This is a genomic window from Streptomyces sp. NRRL S-337 (genome assembly GCF_000720175.1).
Classification (GTDB): Bacteria; Actinomycetota; Actinomycetes; order Streptomycetales; family Streptomycetaceae; genus Streptomyces; species Streptomyces siderophoricus.
On the sequence record NZ_JOIX01000069.1, the window covers coordinates 1 to 20,749 of the forward strand.

The window sequence follows — 20,749 nt, forward strand, 5'->3', positions numbered from 1 at the left end:
CACCTCGGCGTCGACGGCATCTCGCTCCCCCTCGTCGTCATGACCGCGCTGCTGACCTTCCTCTGCGCGCTCTACTCCACCCCCATCGCCCGCCGGCCGCCGCCCGCCGCACCACGGCCACCACCCCGGCATCCAGGCATCCAGGCATCCAGGCATCCGACGCAATTCCCCGGACTTGGCGTTATCCGCCGGACGACTCGGGAACCCGTTGCTCTGGGTGCGCCCGGCAACGGGCCGGCAGCGCCCGGGTCACCGGAGGGACAGGACAGATCATGGAGCACGGCGAGGACGTCATCGCGGAGCTGACCGCGGACCACCGGGAGGTCGACGACCTCTTCGAGCAGTTCGACAACGCGGCGCCCGGCAGCAGCGCCCGCAAACGGCTCCTGGACGCCCTGACCATCGAGCTGGTGCGCCACTCGGTCGCCGAAGAGGAACACCTCTACCCGGCCGTACGCGACCACCTGGAGAACGGCGGAATGCTGGCGGACAAGGAGATCGCCGACCACCTCCGCGTCGAGCAGCTGCTGAAGGAGCTCGAAGGACTCAAGCCCGACGACCCCGATTTCGACCGCCTCGTACGCGAACTGCGCACCGAGGTCACCGCGCACGTGGAGGACGAGGAGAACCAGCTCTTCCCCCAGCTGCGCGACGGCGTCCATCCCTATGTCCTGGAAAGCCTCGGCCGGAAGGTCCGCGAGGCGAAGAAAACCGCCCCGACACGCGCCCACCCCATGGCCCCGAGCACGCCGCCGGCCAACAAGCTGCTCGCTCCCGGCCTGGGGCTGGTGGACCGGGTGCGCGACTACGTCACCGGTCGAGGCCGGTAACCCGCACGGAAACTCACCTCCTCACATCAAGATCCCTCCTCCAGGAAGGATGAACAGTCATGCCTGTGGCACGCGACATCATGTCGCCCGGTGCGGAATGCATCGGCGCGAACGACAACATCCTCGAAGCGGCTCGCAAGCTGACCTCCCTCGGCGTCGGAGCGCTGCCGATCTGCGGTACGGACGACAGGCTCAAGGGCGTCCTCACCGACCGGGACGTCGTCGTCAAGGTGCTGGGCAAGAACTTGGACCCGCAGCAGACCAAGGCCGGCGAACTCGCCCAGGGCGAAGCGGTCACCATCGGCGCCGACGACGGAGCCGACGAGATCTTCGCAACGATGGCCCGTCACAAGGTCCGTCGCCTGCCGGTCATCGACGGTCATCGCCTGGTCGGCATGGTGGCACTGGCCGATGTCGCCCGCGCCCTCCCCGACCCGCAGGTCGGCGACCTCCTCGAGGCGCTCTCCACCGACTGACTCAACTACACCAACACGCGCCGACCCGACACCCCTTCCCCGCACGCCGCACGCCGCACCTGCCATCGTCCAGCGTCATCGTCCGGCCGGTGCCGGTGCGGCGCCGGGTTCCGGCGGGCGGGGTGCGCGAGCTCGCCACCGGCGAGACCCACCCGCCCGATCGGCCGCTCTGCCTCGCGCGCTGCCGCCGAACGGAGTGAACTGAAGGGGTGGCCGTCGACCGCCCCGCCACGTGGCCGGCCGACGAACGACACACCAACCGGTCAAGGAGCCGTCATGCCTGCAGGTTCGAGCAAGAAGCGAGAGCGTCAGTACGAGCACATCAAGGAGGGTGCCGAGCAGCGAGGCGAGTCGACGAAGCGCGCGAAGGAAATCGCCGCTCGGACCGTGAACAAGGAGCGTGCCCGGTCCGGGGAGTCGAAGACAGCGAGCAAGGTCTCGACCCAGGACAAGAAGTCCGCGCCGCAGCGCGGCGGCGAGCGTTCTCACCGCGGTGCCCAGGGTCCCACCAAGGACCAGCTCTACGAGGAAGCCAAGAAGCGCAACATCGACGGCCGCTCCTCGATGAACAAGGACGAGCTCCGTAAGGCCCTCGGCCGCTGACCAGCTTCACGGCCGCTCGCCTGAACTGCGCCCGCAGCCCCACGGCCCGGTAACTCTGCCCGTATTCAAGGGTGTTGTACATGTAGCTCTCCCCCAATCGATTCATTGCATCCGCCGTAAAGCCTGCATCGAAAAAGCCCGCGTGCGCAAGTAATCTCTCGTGATCGAGGAAGGAAACACCCGTTCGAGTGACGGCGGAGCGGGCGGACCGATGCTCAGCAGGCTGTTCAGGTCATGGAATGAGGAGGCTCAATGAATGCGGAAGCGGGCACGGACCTGACGGCGGCCATCGAGCCTGCCGGGGGTACGGGACAGCACGCCGGCCCCCACGAGACCTTCTCGGAGCCCTTGAAGGCGCGACTCGTCGACCGCAGGAACGGCCTCCCGGTGACCGACGCGGCGGTGACGTTCGCCTGGTTGTCCACGACCCAGCAGGTCCTTTTCGAAGGCGGAGAAACCACTGTCACGGTCGACACCGACTCCCAGGGGTACGCACAGACCCCGCCACTGGTAGCGGGCGATGCGGCGGGCACCGCGTCCTTCACCGTGACCGCAGAGGGGGCCGCCCCGAAGCACTTCGAGGTCACGGTCGACCACTGACCGATCTCCTGCGCCAGCCATCCAGGCTCCAGCCGCACTGCGGAATAATGCGAGCATGCGGATTTCAGCCAGAGCGGACTACGCGGTGCGCGCCGCGCTGCAACTCGCTCACGCCCGGGACGCAGGACCGCTCAAGGCGGAGGCCATCGCGGACGCGCAGGACATTCCGCACAAGTTCCTCGAAGGCATTCTGAACGACATGCGCCGCGGCGGACTCGTCCTCAGTCAGCGCGGCGGGAACGGCGGCTACCGCCTGGCCAAGGCGCCGGAGTCCATCAGCATCGCCGACGTCATCCGCGTCGTCGACGGTCCCCTGGTATCCGTCCGCGGTGTCCGTCCGCCGGAGTTGTCCTACACCGGCCCGGCAGAGTCCCTACTGCCGCTCTGGGTGGCCCTCCGTGCCAACGTCCGGCAGATCCTCGACGGGGTTTCGCTCGCCGATGTCGCCTCGGCGGAGCTCCCCACCCGGGTATCCGCACTGGCCGAGGACCCCGCCTCCTGGACGAACCCCTGAGGCTGTAGCCCTCGGCGCCGTTTGCGTGCCGGAAGTGCTCGGACTGGAGCTTCGGTTCCGTCCGGATGACAAGATTCGACTGTCCACGACTCGAACGGCCCTTGCCGCCACGGGAGTACAGGCGCATCATTCCCTACTAATCCAGTGGGAAAACTAGGGAAACTGACCCGCCAGACCACCCGACAGGACGGTGACCGGCGCCATGCCGAAGAAGTCCGCAGCATGCACCGCCGCCCCACAGGTCAACGGCATGGCGGAGGAGGCCGTCTGGCCACGCGTCACCCGCGAGCTGGCGGAGGATCTCGCCGTGGACGCGATCGCCCGCGACCGCGCCGGCAAGCCTCCGTTCGACGAGCTCTCCCGGCTGCGCGAAGCCGGCCTGCCGGCTCTCCTCATGCCGCCGGGCCCGTCCCGGTGGGGCACCGACTGGCGTACGGCATGTGCGGTCATCCGGGAGATCGCGGCGGCCGACAGCTCCATCGGCGAGCTCCTCGGAAGGCACTACGCCCTCTCGTGGAGCGCCCGTTTCTTCGGCTCAACCGAACAGGCCGATCGGATCGAGCGTCAAGCAGGAGCCGGGCAGTGGCTCTGGGGCGGAAGCATCGATCTGCCGGGGACGGAACCGGCACAGGAGACCGAGACCGGACCCGAACTCACCCTCACGCCGGCCGGGAGCGGATACCTCCTCCACGGTCGCCAGGCGTTCCCGGCGGCCGTCACGGTGGCCGACCAACTGGTGGTGAGCGCGGTCTGCACGGGCACCGGGGAGACACTGATCGCGCAGGTGGACCCGGCCGATCCCTGCGTCTCGACGGTCCCGGCGCACGACCGCCTCGGCCAGCGGCTCACCGGAGCGGGCAGTGTCGATTTCGACGGCGTACCGGTGCAACCGGACCACATCCTCGGAACCGTGCCGCACGACGAACACGACGTCTCCCCGTTCGCCACGCTCGCCCCCCTGGCGCTCCGGCTCGCCCTGGTCCACGTCTGTCTGGGTATCGCTGAGGGAACGCTGGCCGAGGCACGGGACTTCAGCCGCACCGCACCGCGCAACTGGCCGTCTGCCGACCCGGACGGCGGCGCCTTCGAGCGGGGCCCCGGAAGCGACCCGTATCTCCTTCTTGCCTACGGGGAGCTGGTGGCTGCCGCGCACACCGCGGCAGCGGTGGTCGAACCCGCCACCGAGGCACTGGCGAGGGGACTCCTCATGGGGCCGGAGCTCGATGTCGACCAGCGCGCGGACATCGCCGTGCTCGTCGCCGCGGCCGAGGCGGTCACGAGCAAGTCCACGCTGGAGATCACCACCCGCGTCCTGGAACTCACCGACGGTGCCGACTCCCCCGCCGACGGCCCGGGGTTCGACCGGTTCTGGCGCAACGCACGTGTGCTGACCGCCCAGGGCTCGCCCACCCACAGGCTGCGCGACATCGGCGACCACTATCTGAACGGGACCCATCCCCCACTGACATTGCACATTTGAAGCCCTCGCACCTCCGCCCCGGTGGTGTCACAGCGGTCGGAGGGTGAGCGTGTGACCGTCCCCCTCCGTGGTGGTGCAGGGGTGGAAGCCCGTGCTGATGCGGTCCAGGAGCCGTTGCAGCCAGTGGCAGTCCCGGGCGGAGGGGTGCTGCAGGCGCATCCTGTGGGCCTGGAGGGGGACGATGCGCACCTCGTGGAGCCTTCCTGTCGGCTGCTCCAACGAGACGAGGAAGAGCAGGCGCAGGTCGTCCCGGTATTGCTCGTAGCCCGTGATGCCCTCGTAGTCGTCGATGAAGTCGCCGCACCCATGGATCACCAGCTTCCCGTGATGGTTCTCCAGGCTGCGCGGATGGTGCGAGGAGTGTCCGTGGACGACGTCGACGCCGCCGTCGAGGAGCAGCCGCGCGAAGGCGGCCTCGCTGCGGGAGACGCCGTAGCCCCAGTTGGGGCCCCAGTGGATCGAGGCGATGGCGAGGTCGCCCGGCCGTTTGAGCTGCCGCACCCGTGCGGCCAGGCCGTTTGCCGCGGTTTCCGACGGTTCGGACAGGAACGCCACTCCGCTCCGGTCCTCAGTCGCTGCCCAGGAGAAGGGAATGCCGCTGGTCGGCAGGCCGAACGAGAAGACCAGGAGGTGATGGTCGCCGTGGAGGGGGACGATCGCCGGACGCCGCGCCGTGTCGGCGTCCACTCCGGCGCCCGCCGTCCGCAGCCCCGCCCCGGCCAGGACGTCGAGCGTCTCCGCCAGGCCGTTGCGACCGAAGTCCAGGACGTGGTTGTTGGCCAGAACGCAGACGTCGGGGCGTGCGAGGGTCAAGCACGGGAGATTGCCGGGGTTCATCCGGTAGTGGACTTCCTTGCCGGAAGCGAAAGTGCCGCTGCGCGTGACGCTGGTTTCCAGATTGATCACCCGTGCCGCGGGGGCGGCCTCGTCGAGCACGGGTAGCGCCTCTCCCCACGGCCAGGCGAATCCGACCGGACGGGGGATCGGGCCGTTCGCCACCTCGGCGAGTTCGACGTAGGCGCGGGCATCGTCCAGATAGCCCTCGCGCAGCGCGGGGTCGCCCGGATACGGGAGGATCTGGTCGACGCCGCGACCGAGCATCACATCCCCGCACAGGAACACCGTGACCAGGTCACCGTCCACTCTTCCAGGCTAGGGCCGGCGCAGGGGCGGAGCTCCCGGTCGCCCCAGGCCGAAGCGGGTCGGCCGGACGTCGGCAGCCGAGCGTCAACATGACGCCGCCGGACGCACACCTTCCGGGCATTCACAGCCACCCAGCGATCACGGATAGTAATCAAGCGAAGGGTGATGGCTACGCAGAGTTTCCTACGCGATATCGCGTCGATGCTCACAGCCGTCAAACCCCGGCATCGAACCATCGTCGTAGGGAGGACATCATGGCCGCGTATCAGATCAGCGCCGGCACCGAGAGCGGTACCGAAGTAGTTCCCGGGGACGCGCGCTACGAGGCGTTGAGAAGGGGATTCAACCAGCGCTTCATCGCGACACCTGACTATGTATCCGTGATCGGCTCGACCGGCGAGGCCGTCGCCGCACTCAACAAATACCTGGCGGATCACCGCTCCGACGAGAGCCTCAGCCGCCGCATCACGGTCCGTTCGGGAGGCCACTGCTACGAGAACTTCGTCTGCGGTGAGGACGTAGGTGTCATCCTCGACCTCGGGCAGATGGACCGGGCCTATCTGGACCAGGAGATGGGCGCGTACTGCGTCGAGTCCGGTGCCACCAACTGGCATGTCGCCACGCACCTCTACGCGCCGTTCGGCGTGGCGCTGCCCGGCGGGTCGTGCTACTCCGTCGGCGCCGGCGGCCATGTCTCGGGAGGCGGGTACGGGCTGCTGTCCCGGCAGCACGGGCTCACGGTGGACTATCTCTACGCGGTCGAGGTCGTCGTCGTCCGCGACGGTCAGCACGCCGAGGTGGTGGTCGCGCGCCGCGACTCCCCGGAGCCTGAGCTGCGGGACCTGTGGTGGGCGCACACCGGCGGAGGCGGCGGCAACTTCGGCGTGGTCACGCGGTACTGGTTCAAGGGGCTGCCCAAGCCCCCGGGGCAGGTACTGCTCCATGCCATCGCCTGGCCCTGGGAGAAGCTCAAATGCCAGCCGGAGCGCTTCAAGTCCCTGGTGCGCAACTACGGGCTGTTCTTCGAGTACGAGAACACCCCGCGGCTCCCGGAATCGCTTCGCGGCGACTACACCGACATGTTCACCTTGCTGAAGTTGAACCACCGCGCCAACGGCAAGATCGGCCTGATCACCCAGCTCGATGCCACCAGGCCGGACAGCGTGCAGCGGCTCAACGCCTTCCTGGATTGGATCACCCAGGACCTGGGCGTCGACCCGACGCCACTGGACCGACGGATGGGCGAACACGCGCCCATGGGCGGACTGCACGTGCCGACCCGGCTGCCCTGGCTGACGGCCACCCAGACGCTCAACGGCTCCGGTGACAACCAGTGCGGCAAATACAAGTCGGCGTATATGACGCGGGGCTTCACCGAGCACCAGCTCGACGCCGTCTTCAACCATCTGACCCGTGCGGACTACGACAACCCGCAGGCGCTGCTCCAGGTCGACTCCTACGGCGGCGCCATCAACCTGCCCGACAGCGCCGACACGGCGGTCTACCAGCGCAGTTCGGTGCTGAAACTGCAGTACCAGACGTACTGGAGCTGGAAGCGGGACGTCAACAAGGACGGCGTCGCCGACCAGCACGATGCCGATGCCGACCCCTCGATCGCGGCGCCACATCTTCGTTGGATCCGCGAGTTCTACCGCGATGTCTACGCGGACACCGGCGGCGTTCCGGTGCTGGCGCCCGACGGCACCCCGGCGGACGATCAGCCGGCACCGGTGACCGACGGCTGCTACATCAATTACCCGGACACCGATCTCGACGATCCCGAGTGGAACACCTCCGGCGAAGCCTCACACCGTCTGTACTACGGCGACAACTACACACGTCTGCAAGAGGTCAAGGAGTACTGGGACCCGCGCAACGTCTTCCGCCATGCCCAGTCCGTCCAGCCGTTCACCCTCTGAGGTCAGCCGACATGGACACGGGGGCGATGGGAACGGTCGGGTTCGGCCTCGCGGAGGACCTCGCGGGTGACGGGGGCGACTTCGCCCTGGCCGAAGAGGAAGAAACGGAGGAACTGGGCGAAGGGATTGCCTTCGGTCCACTCGAAGTAGATGTGCGGGCGCTTGCCCGTCTCGTCGCGCACGTGCAGCAGCAGCGCGGCCAGTGCGTTGGAAATGGTGGAGCTTTCGAGGGCGAGTACGCGATAGCGGTTGTGGAGGACCTCGCCGTGCACGCGCAGCTCGCTCTCGAACTCGGACGGGTCGCGGACGGTTACCTCGACGAAGATGAAGTCGTCCTCGGCCGGAAGGTCATTGTCGGTGCGGATCTGCTGGAGCTTGTCGCGGTATTCGGCCACGTCGCGCTGATCGGGCTCGTTCGCGATGAACCGGATCTCGCGGTGGGCGACGTCGCGGATGAACCGCTCGGACATGCCGTCGAGCACGACGCTGGTCACCCGCAGCTCGAAGGCCCGGGCAAGCCGGGAGAGAAGCGACAGCAGGATGATCCCGGCGATGAAACAAGCGCCGATCTTCACCCCGTCGGGCCGTTCGATCACATTCGCCACCGTCGTGTAGAGGAACACCGCCGCGATCACGGCGAAGCCGACGGTCCAGCCGCGCTCCCCGCTCCGCCGGGCGGCGATGGTCACCGCGATCGCCGCGGAGCTGATGAGCACCAGCACACCCGTGGCGTAGGCGCCGCCCTGGGCGTCCACGTTGGCGTCGAAGATCCAGGTCACCAGGAAGGCGACAGCGATGAAGACCAGCACCATCGGGCGCACGGCCCGTGCCCAATGGGGTGCCATGCCGTAGCGCGGCAGGTACTGGGGCATGAGGTTCAGCAGGCCGGCCATGGCCGAGGCGCCGGCGAACCAGAGGATGGCGATGGTGGAGATGTCGTAGACAGTGCCGAAGGCGGAGCCCAGGTACTGGTGGGCGAGGTAGGCCAGGGCGCGCCCGTTGGCCGGGCCGCCGGGTTTGAAGGCGGGCTCGGGGATCAGCAGGGTGGTGACGAAGCTGGTGATGATCAGGAAGACGCTCATGATCACGGCGGCGGTGGTGAGCAGCTTCTTCGCGCCGCGGATCCGCCCCGTAGGGCGCTCCTCGGTGTCGCCGGCGTCGCCTTCGATATGCGGCATCACCGCCACGCCGGTCTCGAAGCCGGAAAGGCCCAGGGCCAGCTTCGGGAAGACGAGCAGGGCCACGCCGACCATCGCCAGGCCGTTGCCGTGCTCGGTGGTGAGCCCCTGGGTCCAGTCGGTGACGACGTGCGGCGCGGACAGGACGTGCCACAGGCCGACCACGACGACCACCGCATTGAGCCCGAGGTAGATCCCGACCAGGACGATCGCGACGCCGATCGCCTCCAGGAAGCCCTTGAGGAAGACCGCGCCGAGCAGGGCGACCAGGATGAGCGTGATGAGCACCTGCTCACCGTGCAGCGCGCTGGTGAGGTGCGGGTTCTCCACCAGGTGGGTGGCGGCGTCGGCCGCGGAGAGGGTGATGGTGATCAGGAAGTCGGTGGCGGCGAAGCCGAGCAGGGTGAGGACGAACAGCTTGCCCTTCCAGAAGGACAGCAGCCGCTCCAGCATCGCGATCGACCCCTGGCCGTGTGGGCTCTCCTTCGCGACCCTGCGGTACACCGGCAGTGCCCCGGCCAGCGTCACCAGGACCAGGACGAGGGTGGCCACGGGCGACAGCAGCCCGGCCGCGAGAGCGGCGATGCCCGGCTGGTAGCCGAGGGTGGAGAAGTAGTCGACACCCGTCAGGCACATCACCCGCCACCACCGCTGTCCCTGGTGAGCATTCTGCGGGCCGGCGTGCGGACCGGGATGGCGCTTGGCCATATCGGTCAGCCCCTCCAGCAGCCATGCCCGCAGGCGATGCCGCGGTCCGGACGGGGTGGAAGAGGCCGCGGGGGCGGAGGGGGGCATCGTGCGCTCCTGTCGTGCCGCGAAAGCGTCCAGCCATCGGCGAGACGGCCAGGTCAGCGTACGGAACCCGATGGCCCGCGGCGTGGCGGCGCCCGGCGTGCCGCCGGGGGATTCCAGCAGGTGGACCCACCGGACGACGCCGGACAGCGGAGCCGGCTCGCTGATCGGAGCCGATGGGCATATGTCCGATATGTCACAGTGAAGGGAGGGCGCGACGACGCGGTCGGCGAACGCACGAGAGGGCAGCCTTCCATGTCCACGGATCGACTCGGCTCGATCACCGAACGGATCAGTTCCTTGAACAGGCGGAGCACGGAGTACGAGGACCTCTTCGACCAGGCTCCGGTGATCTTTGCTGCGCTGAGCGGGCCGCGGCACCGGCTCGAGGCGGCGAATCCGGCGTTCCTGGAAGCGGTCGGCGGCGACCGCGGGCAGACCGGGGTACCGATCGGTGAGCTGCTGCCGGAGCTCGGCCCGCAGGGCGTACTGGACCGGCTCGATGAGGTGTACCGGACCGGCACCGCCTACCGTGCCCGCGGAGCCCGGCTGGTGCTCGGCGCGCCGAGAGCGGAACGGGAGGGGTATTTCGACTTCACCTACGAGCCGCGGCGGGACGCGGACGGCGAGGTCGACGGCGTGGTCGTGATCGCGGTGGACATCACCGCGTATCACCACACCCAGGTCCTCGCCGCCGAGCAGCGGGTGCTGCTGGAGCAGATCGCGCGCGACGCACCGCTCGGCGAGATCCTGACCGGGATGGCCCGGGCGATCGAGGAGTTCTCCCCTGACCTGATCGTCTCGGTGCTGCTCGCCGATCCCGACGGGGCGCATCTGCGGCACGGGGCCGGGCCCAGCCTGCCCGCCTTCTACAACGAGGCGATCGACGGGGTCGCCATCGGCCCGGACACGGGCTCCTGCGGCACCGCCGCGTATCTGCGTGCTCCGGTGATCGTCACGGACATCGCCACCGACCCGCGGTGGGACGGCTATCAGGAGCTGGCGCAGCAGGCCGGGGTGGCGGCCTGCTGGTCCACCCCGATCATGGGTGTGGACGGGCAGTTGCTGGGCACCTTCGCGATGTACCACCGGACCCCGAGGGCGCCGGACGACAAGGACGTGGCACTCAGCGGGGCGTTCGCCCGGATCGCGGCCCTGGCGATCGAGCGCCGCCGTGCGCTGGAGGCCGGCGAGGCCGCCCAGGAGCGGGAGAAGGAGGCCCGGGAGGACCTCGCGTTCGTGCTGGACGCCAGCACCGCCATCACCCGCGAACCGCACTACTTCGACTGCCTGCAGTGTCTGGCCCGGCTGACTGTGCCCTCGCTGGCACCGCTGTGCACCGTGCACGTGGTGGAGGACGGCCACACCCACCGGATCGCGGTGGCCTCGGACGGCCTGGCCGGCGAGAGCCTGCTGCCCGCCCCCGGGCTGAGCGACGAGATCGACGCCGCGGTGGCCCGGGCGCTGGCCTCCGGCACCACCGAGACGGGCCGACTCCGTGCCGCCGGCCCCGAGAGCCGTGTCGTCGGTTCCGAGAGCCGTGTCACCGGCCCCAAGGGCAGTCATGAGCACGACGGCACCGCGAGCCGCGCCCGGCCCGACGGCAGCTCCGGCCTCGACGGCAGCTTCCGCCTCGGCACGCCTCCCGGGCGGTCGACCGTCACCGGCTATGTGTGTGTCCCGTTGGCGACCCGTGGCCGCACGTTCGGGGTGCTGACCCTGCTGGCAACGGACCGGGAGCTGGACAGGCATGTGATCGCGCTGGCTGAGGAACTGGCGCGGCGGGCCGCATCGAGTGCCGACAACGCCCACCAGTTCACCGACCGGGTCCGGCTGGCCCGTGAGCTGCAGGCCGGTCTGCTGCCGCCCGAGCTACCAACCGTGCCGGGCGCCGAGCTGGCGGCGTCGTACCACCCCGCCGGCGAAGGGCTCGATGTCGGTGGTGACTTCTACGACGTCTTCCCGCTGCCCGACGACCGCTGGGGGCTGATGATCGGCGACGTCTGCGGGCGCGGTGCGGCGGCGGCCACCACGACCGGCATGGTCCGCCACACGGCGCGGGCCGCCGCGCGCCTTCTGCACGACCCGGCGGCCGTCGTCGCGGCCATCAACGACGCGCTCATCGAGGGCACCAGCGAGGACACCTTCGTATCGCTGATATACGGCGAACTGCGGCGCGAGGGTGGACGGCTCGTCCTGGACATGATGCGCGCCGGTCATGTGCCGCCCCTCATACGCCGGGCCGACGGCACGGTGGAACAACTGGCCCAGCCGGGGCAGTTGCTGGGTATCGCGCCCGGCGTCGACGGTTCCCCGCACCAGGTGGCCCTGTTCCCGGGCGACAGCCTGGTGCTGGTCACCGACGGCATCACCGAGGCCCGTGACACCGACGGCGAGTTCTTCGAGGAACAGCGCCTGGCCGATGCGCTGGTAGCGGTGCGCGGCCCGGCTCCCTCTGCCGCCGCGCTGCTGGAGTCCGTCACCGCGGCGGTGACGGCCTTCGCCGGCGATGCCACCGACGACGACCAGGCCGCACTGGTCCTCACCGCCTCCTGAACGCGCCGACGCGCCTATCGTTGCCCCATGGAGCCCAGGCCGTCCGACGTTCCCGCCGACGCGAACCCGCTGCGTGCGCTCTCCCTCGACATGCTGCGGCGGCGGACGAGCATGAAGTGGCGTACGTATCCCGCCGATGTGCTGCCGTTGTGGGTGGCCGAGATGGACGTACCGCTGGCCGCACCGGTGGCCCGGGCGATCGCGGACGCGGTCGCGCTCGGCGACACCGGCTATCCGGCCGGGACGGCGTACGCCCAGGCGCTGGCCGGCTTCGCCCGCGAGCGGTGGGGCTGGCACGACCTCGCCGTGGAGCGCACGGCGATCGTGCCCGATGTGATGCTGGGCATCGTCGAGGTGCTGAAGCTGGCTACCCGGCCGGGCGACCCGGTGGTCGTCAACTGCCCCGTGTATCCGCCGTTCTACCAGTTCGTCACGCATATGGACCGGCGGATCGTGGAGGCCCCGCTGAGTGCCGGTCGGCGGATCGACTTCGATGCGCTGGAAGCGGCGTTCCGGGATGGCATGGCCGGCCGTGGCCGGGGCGCGTACCTGCTGTGCAGCCCGCACAACCCGACCGGCACGGTGCACAGCGCGGAGGAACTGGCTGCGGTGGCGGCGCTGGCAAACGAGTACGGCGTACGGGTCGTCGCGGATGAGATTCACGCACCGGTGGTGGCGCTGGACGCCGCTTTCGTTCCGTACTTGAGCGTGCCGGGCGCGGAGGGCGGCTTCTCGCTCATGTCGGCGTCCAAGGCGTGGAACCTCGCGGGGCTCAAGGCAGCGCTGGCCATCGCCGGTCCCGCTGCCGCAGGGGATCTGGCGCGGATGCCGGAGGAGGTCAGCCACGGCCCGAGCCACGTCGGCATCCTCGCCCACACGGCTGCGCTGCGGGACGGCGGCGGCTGGCTCGATGCGCTGCGCGCCGGGCTCGACGAGAACCGCCAACTGCTCGCCCGGTTGCTGGCCGAGAGGCTGCCGGCGGTCCGCTACCGTCCGGCCGCGGGCACCTTCCTCGCGTGGCTCGACTGCCGTCCGCTCGGCCTCGGTGACAATCCCGCCGCGTTCTTCCTGGAGCACGGCAGGGTCGCCCTCAGTCCTGGCCCGGACTTCGGCACCGGCGGAGCCGGCCATGTACGGCTCAATCTGGCGACCTCCCCCGAGGTACTCACCGAGGCAGTGGGGCGAATGGCCGACGCGCTGACCTGAACCGGCGCACGACGCGAGGGCTGACGCGCTGGCTGTATCGGCATGGCGCGAGCGGTCGGCACGGCGCGAGCGATTGGCACGGCACTAGGGACCGGCACGGCGCGAGGGATCGGCATGGTGCGAGGGATCGGCATGGTGCGAGGGGTCGACGCGCCGCACTGAAGCGGGCGTTGGCCGGGAGGCGGCGGGACCACAGCGAGGCGACATGGGCGGGAAGCCACCTCGATGACGCCCCGTCGACAGCGAGAGTGCACGGCGATGGGCCGCGGGGAGCGAGAGTGCACGGGCAACGGGTGACGGGGCGACGGGGCGACGGAGCGACGGGAGCGAGACGACAGGGGGCGGAGGGCCGGGGGGCCGACGGTGGCGAGGCGACGCGCACGGCGGGCCGTCAGCGCGAGGCGACACGGACGGGGAGCCGCCAGCACGAGGCACACAGAGGGCGAGCCGTTGGCAGCGAGGCGGTACGGCAATCGGCATGGCACGGCCGCGCCTACACACGGCACCGAAACGGGCGCGGGCCAGGAGTCGGCGAGCCCTGCGGCGAGACGCTCGAACGGCGGGCCATCCGGGACGAGGCGACACGGACGACGAGCCGTCGGCGCGAGCGACACGGACGACGAGCCGCCAGCACGAGGCACACAGAGGGCGAGCCGTCGACATGAGGCGCACAAGCAGCGAGCCGTCGACAGTGATGCGGCACGACGACGGGCCGCCGGCGGCGAGGCAGCACGAGAATCGGCACGGCAATCGGCACGCGTCAGCGCCAACGCGCCGCACCGGCAGGGGCGCAGGGCGGGAGGCGGCAGGGCACGGCGCGACGGCGTGGGCGGCGGGCCATCCGGGACGAGGCGACACACACGACGAGCCGCCGGTGTGAGGCGGACAGACGGCCGGCCTCCAGAGCGAGACGGCACAGGCAGAGAGCCATCGGCACGAGGCCGCGCGGAGGCCAGACCGTTGGCGGCGCGGACGCACGGGCGCCGGGCCGTCCGAGGCGAAGCGCCACGGACACCAGACAGTCCGCGGCAAAGCAACACGGCACCAGACCCACCGCGGCAAAGCAGCACGAACACGAGACCCGCCGCGCCAAAGCAGCACAGACACCAAACCGTCCGCGGCGAAGCGGCGCGGGCGCCGGACCGCGGCGCATGCGCCGGACCGCGCCGCGAGCGACGGCGCCCGCAGCGGACGGGCCGAACGCCGGCGGCCTCCAGCGCGCCCTCAGCAGGCCCCAGCGCGCCCCCAGCGGGCCACCAGCGGGCAAGTCCCCGGCGCTCCCCGAGTGACCCCCGGTGGCACGTGGTCATCCCATCCCCCGGGGGCCAACTCCCCCCGCAGTCAGCCCCCGCGGTCGTTTTGGTGTGGGGCGGATTTCTCCATACGATCCAGCGATGATCACAAGAAAACGGCTGGCGGCCGGGGTGTGCGGGCTGTTGGCCGCGATGGCCGTCGCCCTCCTGCCCACGCCCGCCAGCGCCGGGGAACCGGATGCGAAGACCGCTCCCAAGGTGGAGCTGACCCTCGACGTCAGCGGCTCGATGCGGGCCCGCGACATCGACGGTCAGAGCCGGATGTCCGCCGCGAAGCAGGCGTTCAACGAGGTGCTGGACGCCGTACCGGACGGCGTCCAGCTCGGCATACGGACGCTCGGCGCCGACTACCGCGGCGAGGACCGGAAGACCGGCTGCAAGGACACCCGTCAGCTCTACCCCGTGGGGCCGCTGGACCGCACCGAGGCGAAGACCGCGGTGGCGACGCTCAGCCCGACCGGCTGGACGCCCATCGGACCCGCCCTGCTGGGCGCGGCGCACGACCTCAAGGGCGGCGAGGGGTCCCGGCGGATCGTGCTGATCACCGACGGCGAGGACACCTGCGCCCCGCTCGACCCGTGCCAGGTGGCCCGGGACATCGCCGCGCAGGGCATCCACCTCACCGTCGACACGCTCGGTCTGCTGCCGGACGCCAAGACCCGTAAGCAGCTGAGCTGTATCGCCGAGGCGACCGGCGGGACGTACACCTCGGTGCAGCACACCAAGCAACTCCGCGACCGCGTACACCAGTTGGTGGAGCGGACGGCCGATCCGGTCGTCACGCCGGTGGCCACCCAGGGCGCGCAGAGCTGCGCCGGCGCGCCGAAGCTGAAGCCGGGGCTCTACAGCGACCGCGAGAAGTTCGCCGAGCACCGCTGGTACCAGGTCGACGTCCGGCCCGGGCAGGAGCTGCGGGCCTCGGTGAGCGTCGCCGCCGACCGTGCCGTCAACAACGACTACGGCGTGCTCCTGCGGGCCTCGACGGAGCACGGGCGGGAGCTGGTGCGCGGCGCGGAGGCGGGTGACGGGCGGACGGATGTGATCTCGTCCGGTCTGCGCTACCCCGAGCCGCCGGCCGATGCCCCGGACGGCGCGGACGAGCCGCCGGCGAAGACGGTCTGCCTTCAGGTCAGCAACTCCTTCTCGGCACCGCCTTCGGTCAAGACCGAGCCCGGTATGCCGGTCGAGCTGGCCATCGACGTGGTGGACGGTCCGAGCGACGCCTCCGACGCGGCGTTCCTCGGGCTCGGCCACGGCTGGTGGCTGCTGATCACCCTGGCCCTCACCGGGCTGGTGGCCGGTCTGGTCTGGGGCTGGATCTCCCGTTGGCGCGTCTCCGTCTGGAGGACCAACTGATGCGCACCGTACGTAGGATGCTGATGACCGCCGCGCTGGCCGGGGCGGGTCTGCTCGGTGTGGCGGGGCCCGCGGCCGCCGACACCGCGACGCCGAGTCCGAGCGCGAGCACGGAGGCGGCGCCGACCGAGGCCGGGACCTCGTTCCGTACGGCGACCGCCATCAAGCCCGGTCAGCCCGCGACGGCCGACGCGTCCACCGGTGACTACCTCTACTGGGTGCTGCCGGTCGACGCGGGACAGCGCGCCACGGTCACCGCGACGGTGACGCTGCCGGCCGCCGCCCGGCACGGTGCGGCCACCTGGCAACTGGACGTCTACGACGGACTGCGCCGGCGGCAGCCGTGCAAACACGGCGCTCCGACCGAGGCCGCGGCCCAGGGCGCCGGTTCCGTCGAGCTGACCTGCACGTTGCGCACGGTACGCGCCTGGGCGGAGCCGTGGGCCAACGATCCGCTGCCCGGCAGCTATTACGTGCGACTGACGGTCGTCGATCTTCCGCAAGAGGACCTGGGGCTACCGGTCCATGCCAAGGTCGAGGCGGGCACGGCCGACCAGGGCGGCGCCCAGGCGGTGGACGGCACGCTCGCCGCTCCCCTGGTGCCCGGTGCCGGTTCGGCCACGCCGCAGTCCGACGGGGCGACGCCGTCGCCGCGGCCGGCGGCCATGGCGGAGCCGGACGGCGGCTGGTCCTCCGGCTGGTGGTCGGACCGCTGGCTGTGGACCGCGGCCGGCGGCCTGCTCGCGGCCCTCGGGGGCATCGCCGGCTATTCCGTCACCCGCGGCTCCGGCCGCCCGTCGCGGGTGCCGCCGGGCGCCTGACCCGAGCCACACGGCGGGGCGGTCACGGCATGATGCCGTGACCGCCCCGCTCGTCGCTGAGCCTGGTCACTGAGCCTCGTCATTGAGCTTCGTCGCTGAGTTCGTCGCTGAGTTCGTCACTGAGTTCGTCACTGAGCTCGTCGCCGAAAAAATTTCGCCGGTCGGCCACGTCAGTCAGATACGGCGGTCAGATACGGCGGTCAGCGTGCCCGTCGGTCACTCATGCTCGTCGGTCGCTCATGCTCGTCCGTCAGTCATGCTCGTCAGCCATGCAAGTGAGCCTTGTGACGTGCTACTCGGCGGGCGGCGCTCCCGTCGCCGGCACGTCAGCCGCAGTCGCAGCAGCTGCAGCAGTCACAGCAGTCGCATCCGCTGCAGGGATCACAGCAGTCGCATCCGCTACAGGGATCACAGCTGTCGCAGCAATCGCAGTCCTGGCAGCATCCCTCGCGCTTCTTGCGTGACCAGGCACCCTCGTACTCCTCCGCGCAGCACACCTTGCAGGTGCAGCACAGCCCGATGGCCACCGCGCAGCCCGCGAAGAAACCCCGGGGCTTCTTCGGCTGGTGCGGGAAGTGCGGCAGGCCACCGCCGTCCCCGCCGTTGCCGCCGCCACCGTGCCCTCCGCCGTAGCCGCCGCCATGACCGCCGGGCGGCACCGATCCCCCCGCGTAAGGGTTCTGCCCGTAAGGATCCTGCGCATAAGGGTTCTGCGGGGCGTTCAGATACGGCCCCTGGGCGTACGGCCCCCCGGCCGGCGCCTGACCGTATTGCGGAGGCTGACCACCGTACTGCGGCGGCTGGCCGTACTGCGGCGGCTGGCCGTACTGCGGCGGCTGGCCGTACGGAGTCTGCTGGCCGGGTCCGCCCTGATGCGGGTGGGAGGCATGCCCCTGGTGGGAGCAGGCCGCGGTGCCGAAGGCGCGGTCCACCGACCGCCGCAGTTCGTGCACCAGCAGCACGTGCACCAGGGCGGAATCGGTGAACTCCACGTCACGCAGGGCGAGGCGGATGCCGTGCAGCGCGTCGTCGCAGAGCCGGCGGGCGTCGGCGGTGCTCGCGCCGGTCGCGGTGAGCGGGTTCCAGGCGCCCTCGGCGGCGTCCGCGGCCCGGTCCTCCACGGCGTCGAGAAGGTGCGCCAGCCGCCCGAAGAGCCGGCCGGCCTCCGCCAGTGGCGCGGCGTTTCCGGGTCGGCCGGCGAGTACGGCGGTGTGGGCGAAGGCGGCGGCGGTCGCGGTCTCGGTCGGTTCGGTGATGACCGTCAACGGCGTGCCCGGTCCGGCCAGTTGCTCGATGGCCGGCTGGCGGTCGACCGCGTCAACGAGCACGGAGGTGTCGAAGCCGAGGGTGGCGCCGGTGCGGGCTCCGGCCCGGTCCCAGCCGGCGGCGACCCGGCGCGCGGCGGCGGCCACCGGGCGGCGGCGCAGCAGACCGTTCCGGTCGGCGACGTGGTCGCGTATCTTCGCCGAGGCGAGCACGAGGGACACCGAGGCGGCGAGCCGTGCGCCCTCGCCCTGCGCCACCGAGGCGGTGCGCATGCCGCGGAGCGGGCAGGGCCCGGCGGTGCGCCGGCCGGCCTCCGTGCGTCCGGCCTGCGCGTCCGTCAGGACGGAGACGATCAGCCCGTCGTAGTTGGTGACGACCCGGGCGAACTGGCCGTGGTCGCCGCGCAGCGCGAGGCACAGACCGCAGAGGTGAGCCATCCATTCGGCCTTGAGCCCTTGGGACAGGCGATGGCTGCAGGGCCTGACGATTCCGAACATGTGCGATCCCCCGTGAGACGTCGGACGGTGCCGGCGCGGCGCGCGACGGCAACGGCTGAAGATCGTACCGATCCGACCGCTGACCTGGGGACACCCCCCGGGGAGGGCCGCTTCGGTCAGGTGGTGTGCGGGCGGATACGGAGTCGAGCCGGGCCGCCCGGTGCGTGAGGTCGTAGGGGGCGAGGGGGGCGCCTGGCCTGGACGGACCGCCGGCCACCCGGCCCGCCCCGGGACCGAGCCCGTCACCTCCCGGGGGGCATCGGGCGATCGTAGGCCACCCGCGCCACCCCGGGGGCGGGCCGTTCGCCGCCCCAACGGGCAATGCGCCGCGCCCAGTTAGGCGTGGGACCGGGACGGCCCGTTCGTCGCGCTACGTCCGGGACGGCGTGGTCACCGCTTGTCCGTGGCGGGGACCAGCACCATCCAGTCGTCCTTGCCCTCTTCCTCGTGCAGGTAGCCGATCATGGTGGGGTGCGGCCCCGGATAGGCCGGGCCCTCGTTCCGCACCCCGGAGGCGCTGCTGGCGTCCGTGCGCCCGAGAAGCACCGCCAGGGCGAGGAAGGGCAGTACGGCCACCGAGAGCGCTATACCCGTGCTCCCGCTCCCACCCCTGCTCCTGGTCTTCGGTCTCACAACTTCCCCCGTGTCCGCGTGCTGTGCCACCTGGGCATCTTCCTCCATGCCGCTGTGCGGTACGCCGCCGGGGTCTCACAGAGGGAAGCAATCGCAGGCTGCTCGGCGGCCGGATCGACTCCCGGCGCATCGTCCTGACACATAGCCCTGCCAGACCGGCCTGGCGCATCGTCCTGACAGACCGGCCTGACAGATCGCCCTGACGGCTCGTCAGGGCTCGGCGGGTTCCTCCGGGGCCGGGGGTTCCGGGTGGCGGCGGATCCGGGCGGCGAGGACGGCGACGTCGTCCTCGGCGTGCAGGCCGTCGAGGTGGTCGAGGACCTCGTCGAGGACCTGCTCGACGTCGGCTCCGGCGGGGAGGTGGAGGCGGGAGAGCCGGGAGAGCGAGGTGTCGATGTCCTCGCCGCGGCGTTCGACCAGGCCGTCGGTGAACATCAGCAGGGTGTCGTCGGGGGTGAGGGTGCGGGTGATCTGTTCGTAGCCGCCGGCGCCGGTGCCCAGGGGCGGGCCGACGGGGACCTGGAGGAGGTCGGCGGTGCCGTCGCCGCCGAAGACCACCGGGGAGAGGTGGCCGGCGCTGGCGAACGCGGCGATGCTGCGGGCCGGGTCCACCCGGGCGAGCAGGCAGGTCGCCGGGCGGCGGGACTCGTCCTCGGCCACCGCGGTGTCGAGCTGACGAAGGACGCGGTGGGGCGGCAGGTCGGTCGAGGCGACGTAGCGGAGGCTGGAGCGGTAGGCGTTCATGTCGACCGCGGCGTCGAGTCCGTGGCCCATGACGTCGCCCATCACGAGCAGGGTGCGCCCGTAGTGCAACCGGACGGTTTCGAACCAGTCGCCGCCGACCAGTGCGCTGCTGCCGGAGGGGAGGTAGCGGGTGGCGAGTTCGAGGTTGGGGTGCGGGCGGCCCGGTTCGGCAAGCAGCGCCCGTTGGAGGTCCATCGCGGTGCGCTGCACCGAGGAGTGCCGACGGGCGTGGGCGAGATGGGCGGCCGCCAGGCGGGCCGCGTGCAGGACGGTGGCGGTCTCGTCCTCGGTGAAGCTGCCGCCGGCGCGGAGGACGAGCAGTACGCCGTGGCCGCGGCCCTGGGTGGACAGCGGCACCGCGAGGGCCTGGGCGGACATCCCGCCGGAGAGGACGGCCCGGGCGGTGACGGGGCGGTCCTCGGCCAGGGCGCGCAGGAGGGGGGAGCCGCCTTCCGGGCCTTCGGGGCTCGCGGGACTCGCAGCGCCCTCGGGGCTTTCGGGGCTCGCGGGGCCTTCCGGGGCGTCGCCGGGGAAGCGGGCTTCGAGCACCTTGACCAGGCCGGCCGAGGCCACCCGGCGGAGCGCGGGGGCCTCGGCGGGCCGGTGGGCCGCGGTGGCGTCCTCGGGGAGGAGTTCCACCGCGGCGGCGTCGCCGATGTGCTGGCACAGGAAACGGGACAGCTCGGTGCAGGTCGTCCGGGCGTCGAGGGTGGTGCCGATGCGCTCGGCGGCTTCCTCCGTGGTGCGCAGCCGGGCCCGTAGGCGGGTGTCCTCGGCGTCCCGGCCCGCGTCGTCCGAGCGGTCCCGGTTCATGGCGGCCAC

16 protein-coding genes are annotated in these 20,749 nt (G+C 71.1%); 11 read left to right on the top strand and 5 right to left on the bottom strand.

The genetic code is table 11. The features are described from left to right. Positions 1-272 precede the first annotated feature (272 nt). The 6 genes from IG62_RS0132265 (at position 273) to IG62_RS0132290 (ending at position 4,503) form a co-directional block, all read left to right on the top strand. Positions 273-830 carry a hemerythrin domain-containing protein gene (locus IG62_RS0132265; protein ID WP_030811537.1) on the top strand — a complete coding sequence of 186 codons (558 nt, stop codon included), beginning with the start codon at positions 273-275 and terminating at the stop codon, positions 828-830. A 59-nt stretch (positions 831-889) separates the two neighbouring features. After that, positions 890-1,306 (top strand): CBS domain-containing protein, encoded by a 417-nt coding sequence (locus IG62_RS0132270; RefSeq protein WP_030414851.1) that lies wholly within the window; start codon positions 890-892, stop codon positions 1,304-1,306. 276 nt (positions 1,307-1,582) lie between these two features. Continuing rightward, positions 1,583-1,909 carry a hypothetical protein gene (locus IG62_RS0132275; RefSeq protein WP_030811539.1) on the top strand — a complete coding sequence of 109 codons (327 nt, stop codon included), beginning with the start codon at positions 1,583-1,585 and terminating at the stop codon, positions 1,907-1,909. 252 nt (positions 1,910-2,161) lie between these two features. Then, positions 2,162-2,509, top strand: a complete 348-nt coding sequence (locus IG62_RS0132280; RefSeq protein ID WP_030811541.1) for a hypothetical protein — start codon at positions 2,162-2,164, stop codon at positions 2,507-2,509. 55 nt (positions 2,510-2,564) lie between these two features. Next, positions 2,565-3,023, top strand: coding sequence for an RrF2 family transcriptional regulator (locus IG62_RS0132285; protein WP_030811543.1), 459 nt, complete (start codon positions 2,565-2,567; stop codon positions 3,021-3,023). Between the two features lie 202 nt (positions 3,024-3,225). Beyond that, complete coding sequence (locus IG62_RS0132290) at positions 3,226-4,503, top strand: acyl-CoA dehydrogenase family protein (RefSeq protein ID WP_030811545.1); 1,278 nt, start codon at positions 3,226-3,228, stop codon at positions 4,501-4,503. Between the two features lie 27 nt (positions 4,504-4,530). Here IG62_RS0132290 and IG62_RS0132295 read toward each other — a convergent pair whose 3' ends face one another. Next, on the bottom strand, positions 4,531-5,646 hold the full coding sequence (locus IG62_RS0132295; protein ID WP_030811548.1) for a CapA family protein: 1,116 nt from the start codon (positions 5,644-5,646) through the stop codon (positions 4,531-4,533). Positions 5,647-5,900: 254 nt separating this feature from the next. Between IG62_RS0132295 and IG62_RS0132300 the strand changes: the two genes are divergently transcribed. Beyond that, positions 5,901-7,565, top strand: coding sequence for an FAD-dependent oxidoreductase (locus IG62_RS0132300; RefSeq protein ID WP_051798900.1), 1,665 nt, complete (start codon positions 5,901-5,903; stop codon positions 7,563-7,565). Between the two features lie 2 nt (positions 7,566-7,567). Here the strand turns inward: IG62_RS0132300 and IG62_RS0132305 are convergent, their stop codons facing one another. Further along, complete coding sequence (locus IG62_RS0132305; RefSeq protein ID WP_030811554.1) at positions 7,568-9,538, bottom strand: APC family permease; 1,971 nt, start codon at positions 9,536-9,538, stop codon at positions 7,568-7,570. Positions 9,539-9,790: 252 nt separating this feature from the next. Between IG62_RS0132305 and IG62_RS0132310 the strand changes: the two genes are divergently transcribed. The 4 genes from IG62_RS0132310 (at position 9,791) to IG62_RS0132325 (ending at position 16,787) form a co-directional block, all read left to right on the top strand. Continuing rightward, positions 9,791-12,091 carry a GAF domain-containing SpoIIE family protein phosphatase gene (locus IG62_RS0132310; protein ID WP_030811556.1) on the top strand — a complete coding sequence of 767 codons (2,301 nt, stop codon included), beginning with the start codon at positions 9,791-9,793 and terminating at the stop codon, positions 12,089-12,091. Positions 12,092-12,118: 27 nt separating this feature from the next. After that, the gene (locus IG62_RS0132315; RefSeq protein WP_030811559.1) at positions 12,119-13,297 is read left to right on the top strand and encodes a MalY/PatB family protein; all 1,179 of its coding nucleotides are present in this window, start codon (positions 12,119-12,121) and stop codon (positions 13,295-13,297) included. A 1,394-nt stretch (positions 13,298-14,691) separates the two neighbouring features. Next, positions 14,692-15,966 (top strand): VWA domain-containing protein, encoded by a 1,275-nt coding sequence (locus IG62_RS0132320; RefSeq protein ID WP_030811562.1) that lies wholly within the window; start codon positions 14,692-14,694, stop codon positions 15,964-15,966. Then, positions 15,966-16,787 carry a hypothetical protein gene (locus IG62_RS0132325; protein WP_030811565.1) on the top strand — a complete coding sequence of 274 codons (822 nt, stop codon included), beginning with the start codon at positions 15,966-15,968 and terminating at the stop codon, positions 16,785-16,787. Before IG62_RS0132320 ends, IG62_RS0132325 begins: the two co-directional genes overlap by 1 nt. 326 nt (positions 16,788-17,113) lie before the next feature. Here IG62_RS0132325 and IG62_RS0132330 read toward each other — a convergent pair whose 3' ends face one another. The 3 genes from IG62_RS0132330 to IG62_RS0132340 all read right to left on the bottom strand — a co-directional run bounded on the left by IG62_RS0132330 (position 17,114) and on the right by IG62_RS0132340 (position 20,740). Further along, positions 17,114-18,550: a DUF5685 family protein gene (locus tag IG62_RS0132330; protein ID WP_030811569.1), complete on the bottom strand. Its 1,437-nt coding sequence runs from the start codon at positions 18,548-18,550 to the stop codon at positions 17,114-17,116. A 390-nt stretch (positions 18,551-18,940) separates the two neighbouring features. After that, positions 18,941-19,126: a hypothetical protein gene (locus tag IG62_RS0132335; protein ID WP_030811572.1), complete on the bottom strand. Its 186-nt coding sequence runs from the start codon at positions 19,124-19,126 to the stop codon at positions 18,941-18,943. A 267-nt stretch (positions 19,127-19,393) separates the two neighbouring features. After that, complete coding sequence (locus IG62_RS0132340; RefSeq protein WP_051798902.1) at positions 19,394-20,740, bottom strand: PP2C family protein-serine/threonine phosphatase; 1,347 nt, start codon at positions 20,738-20,740, stop codon at positions 19,394-19,396. Positions 20,741-20,749: the final 9 nt, after the last annotated feature.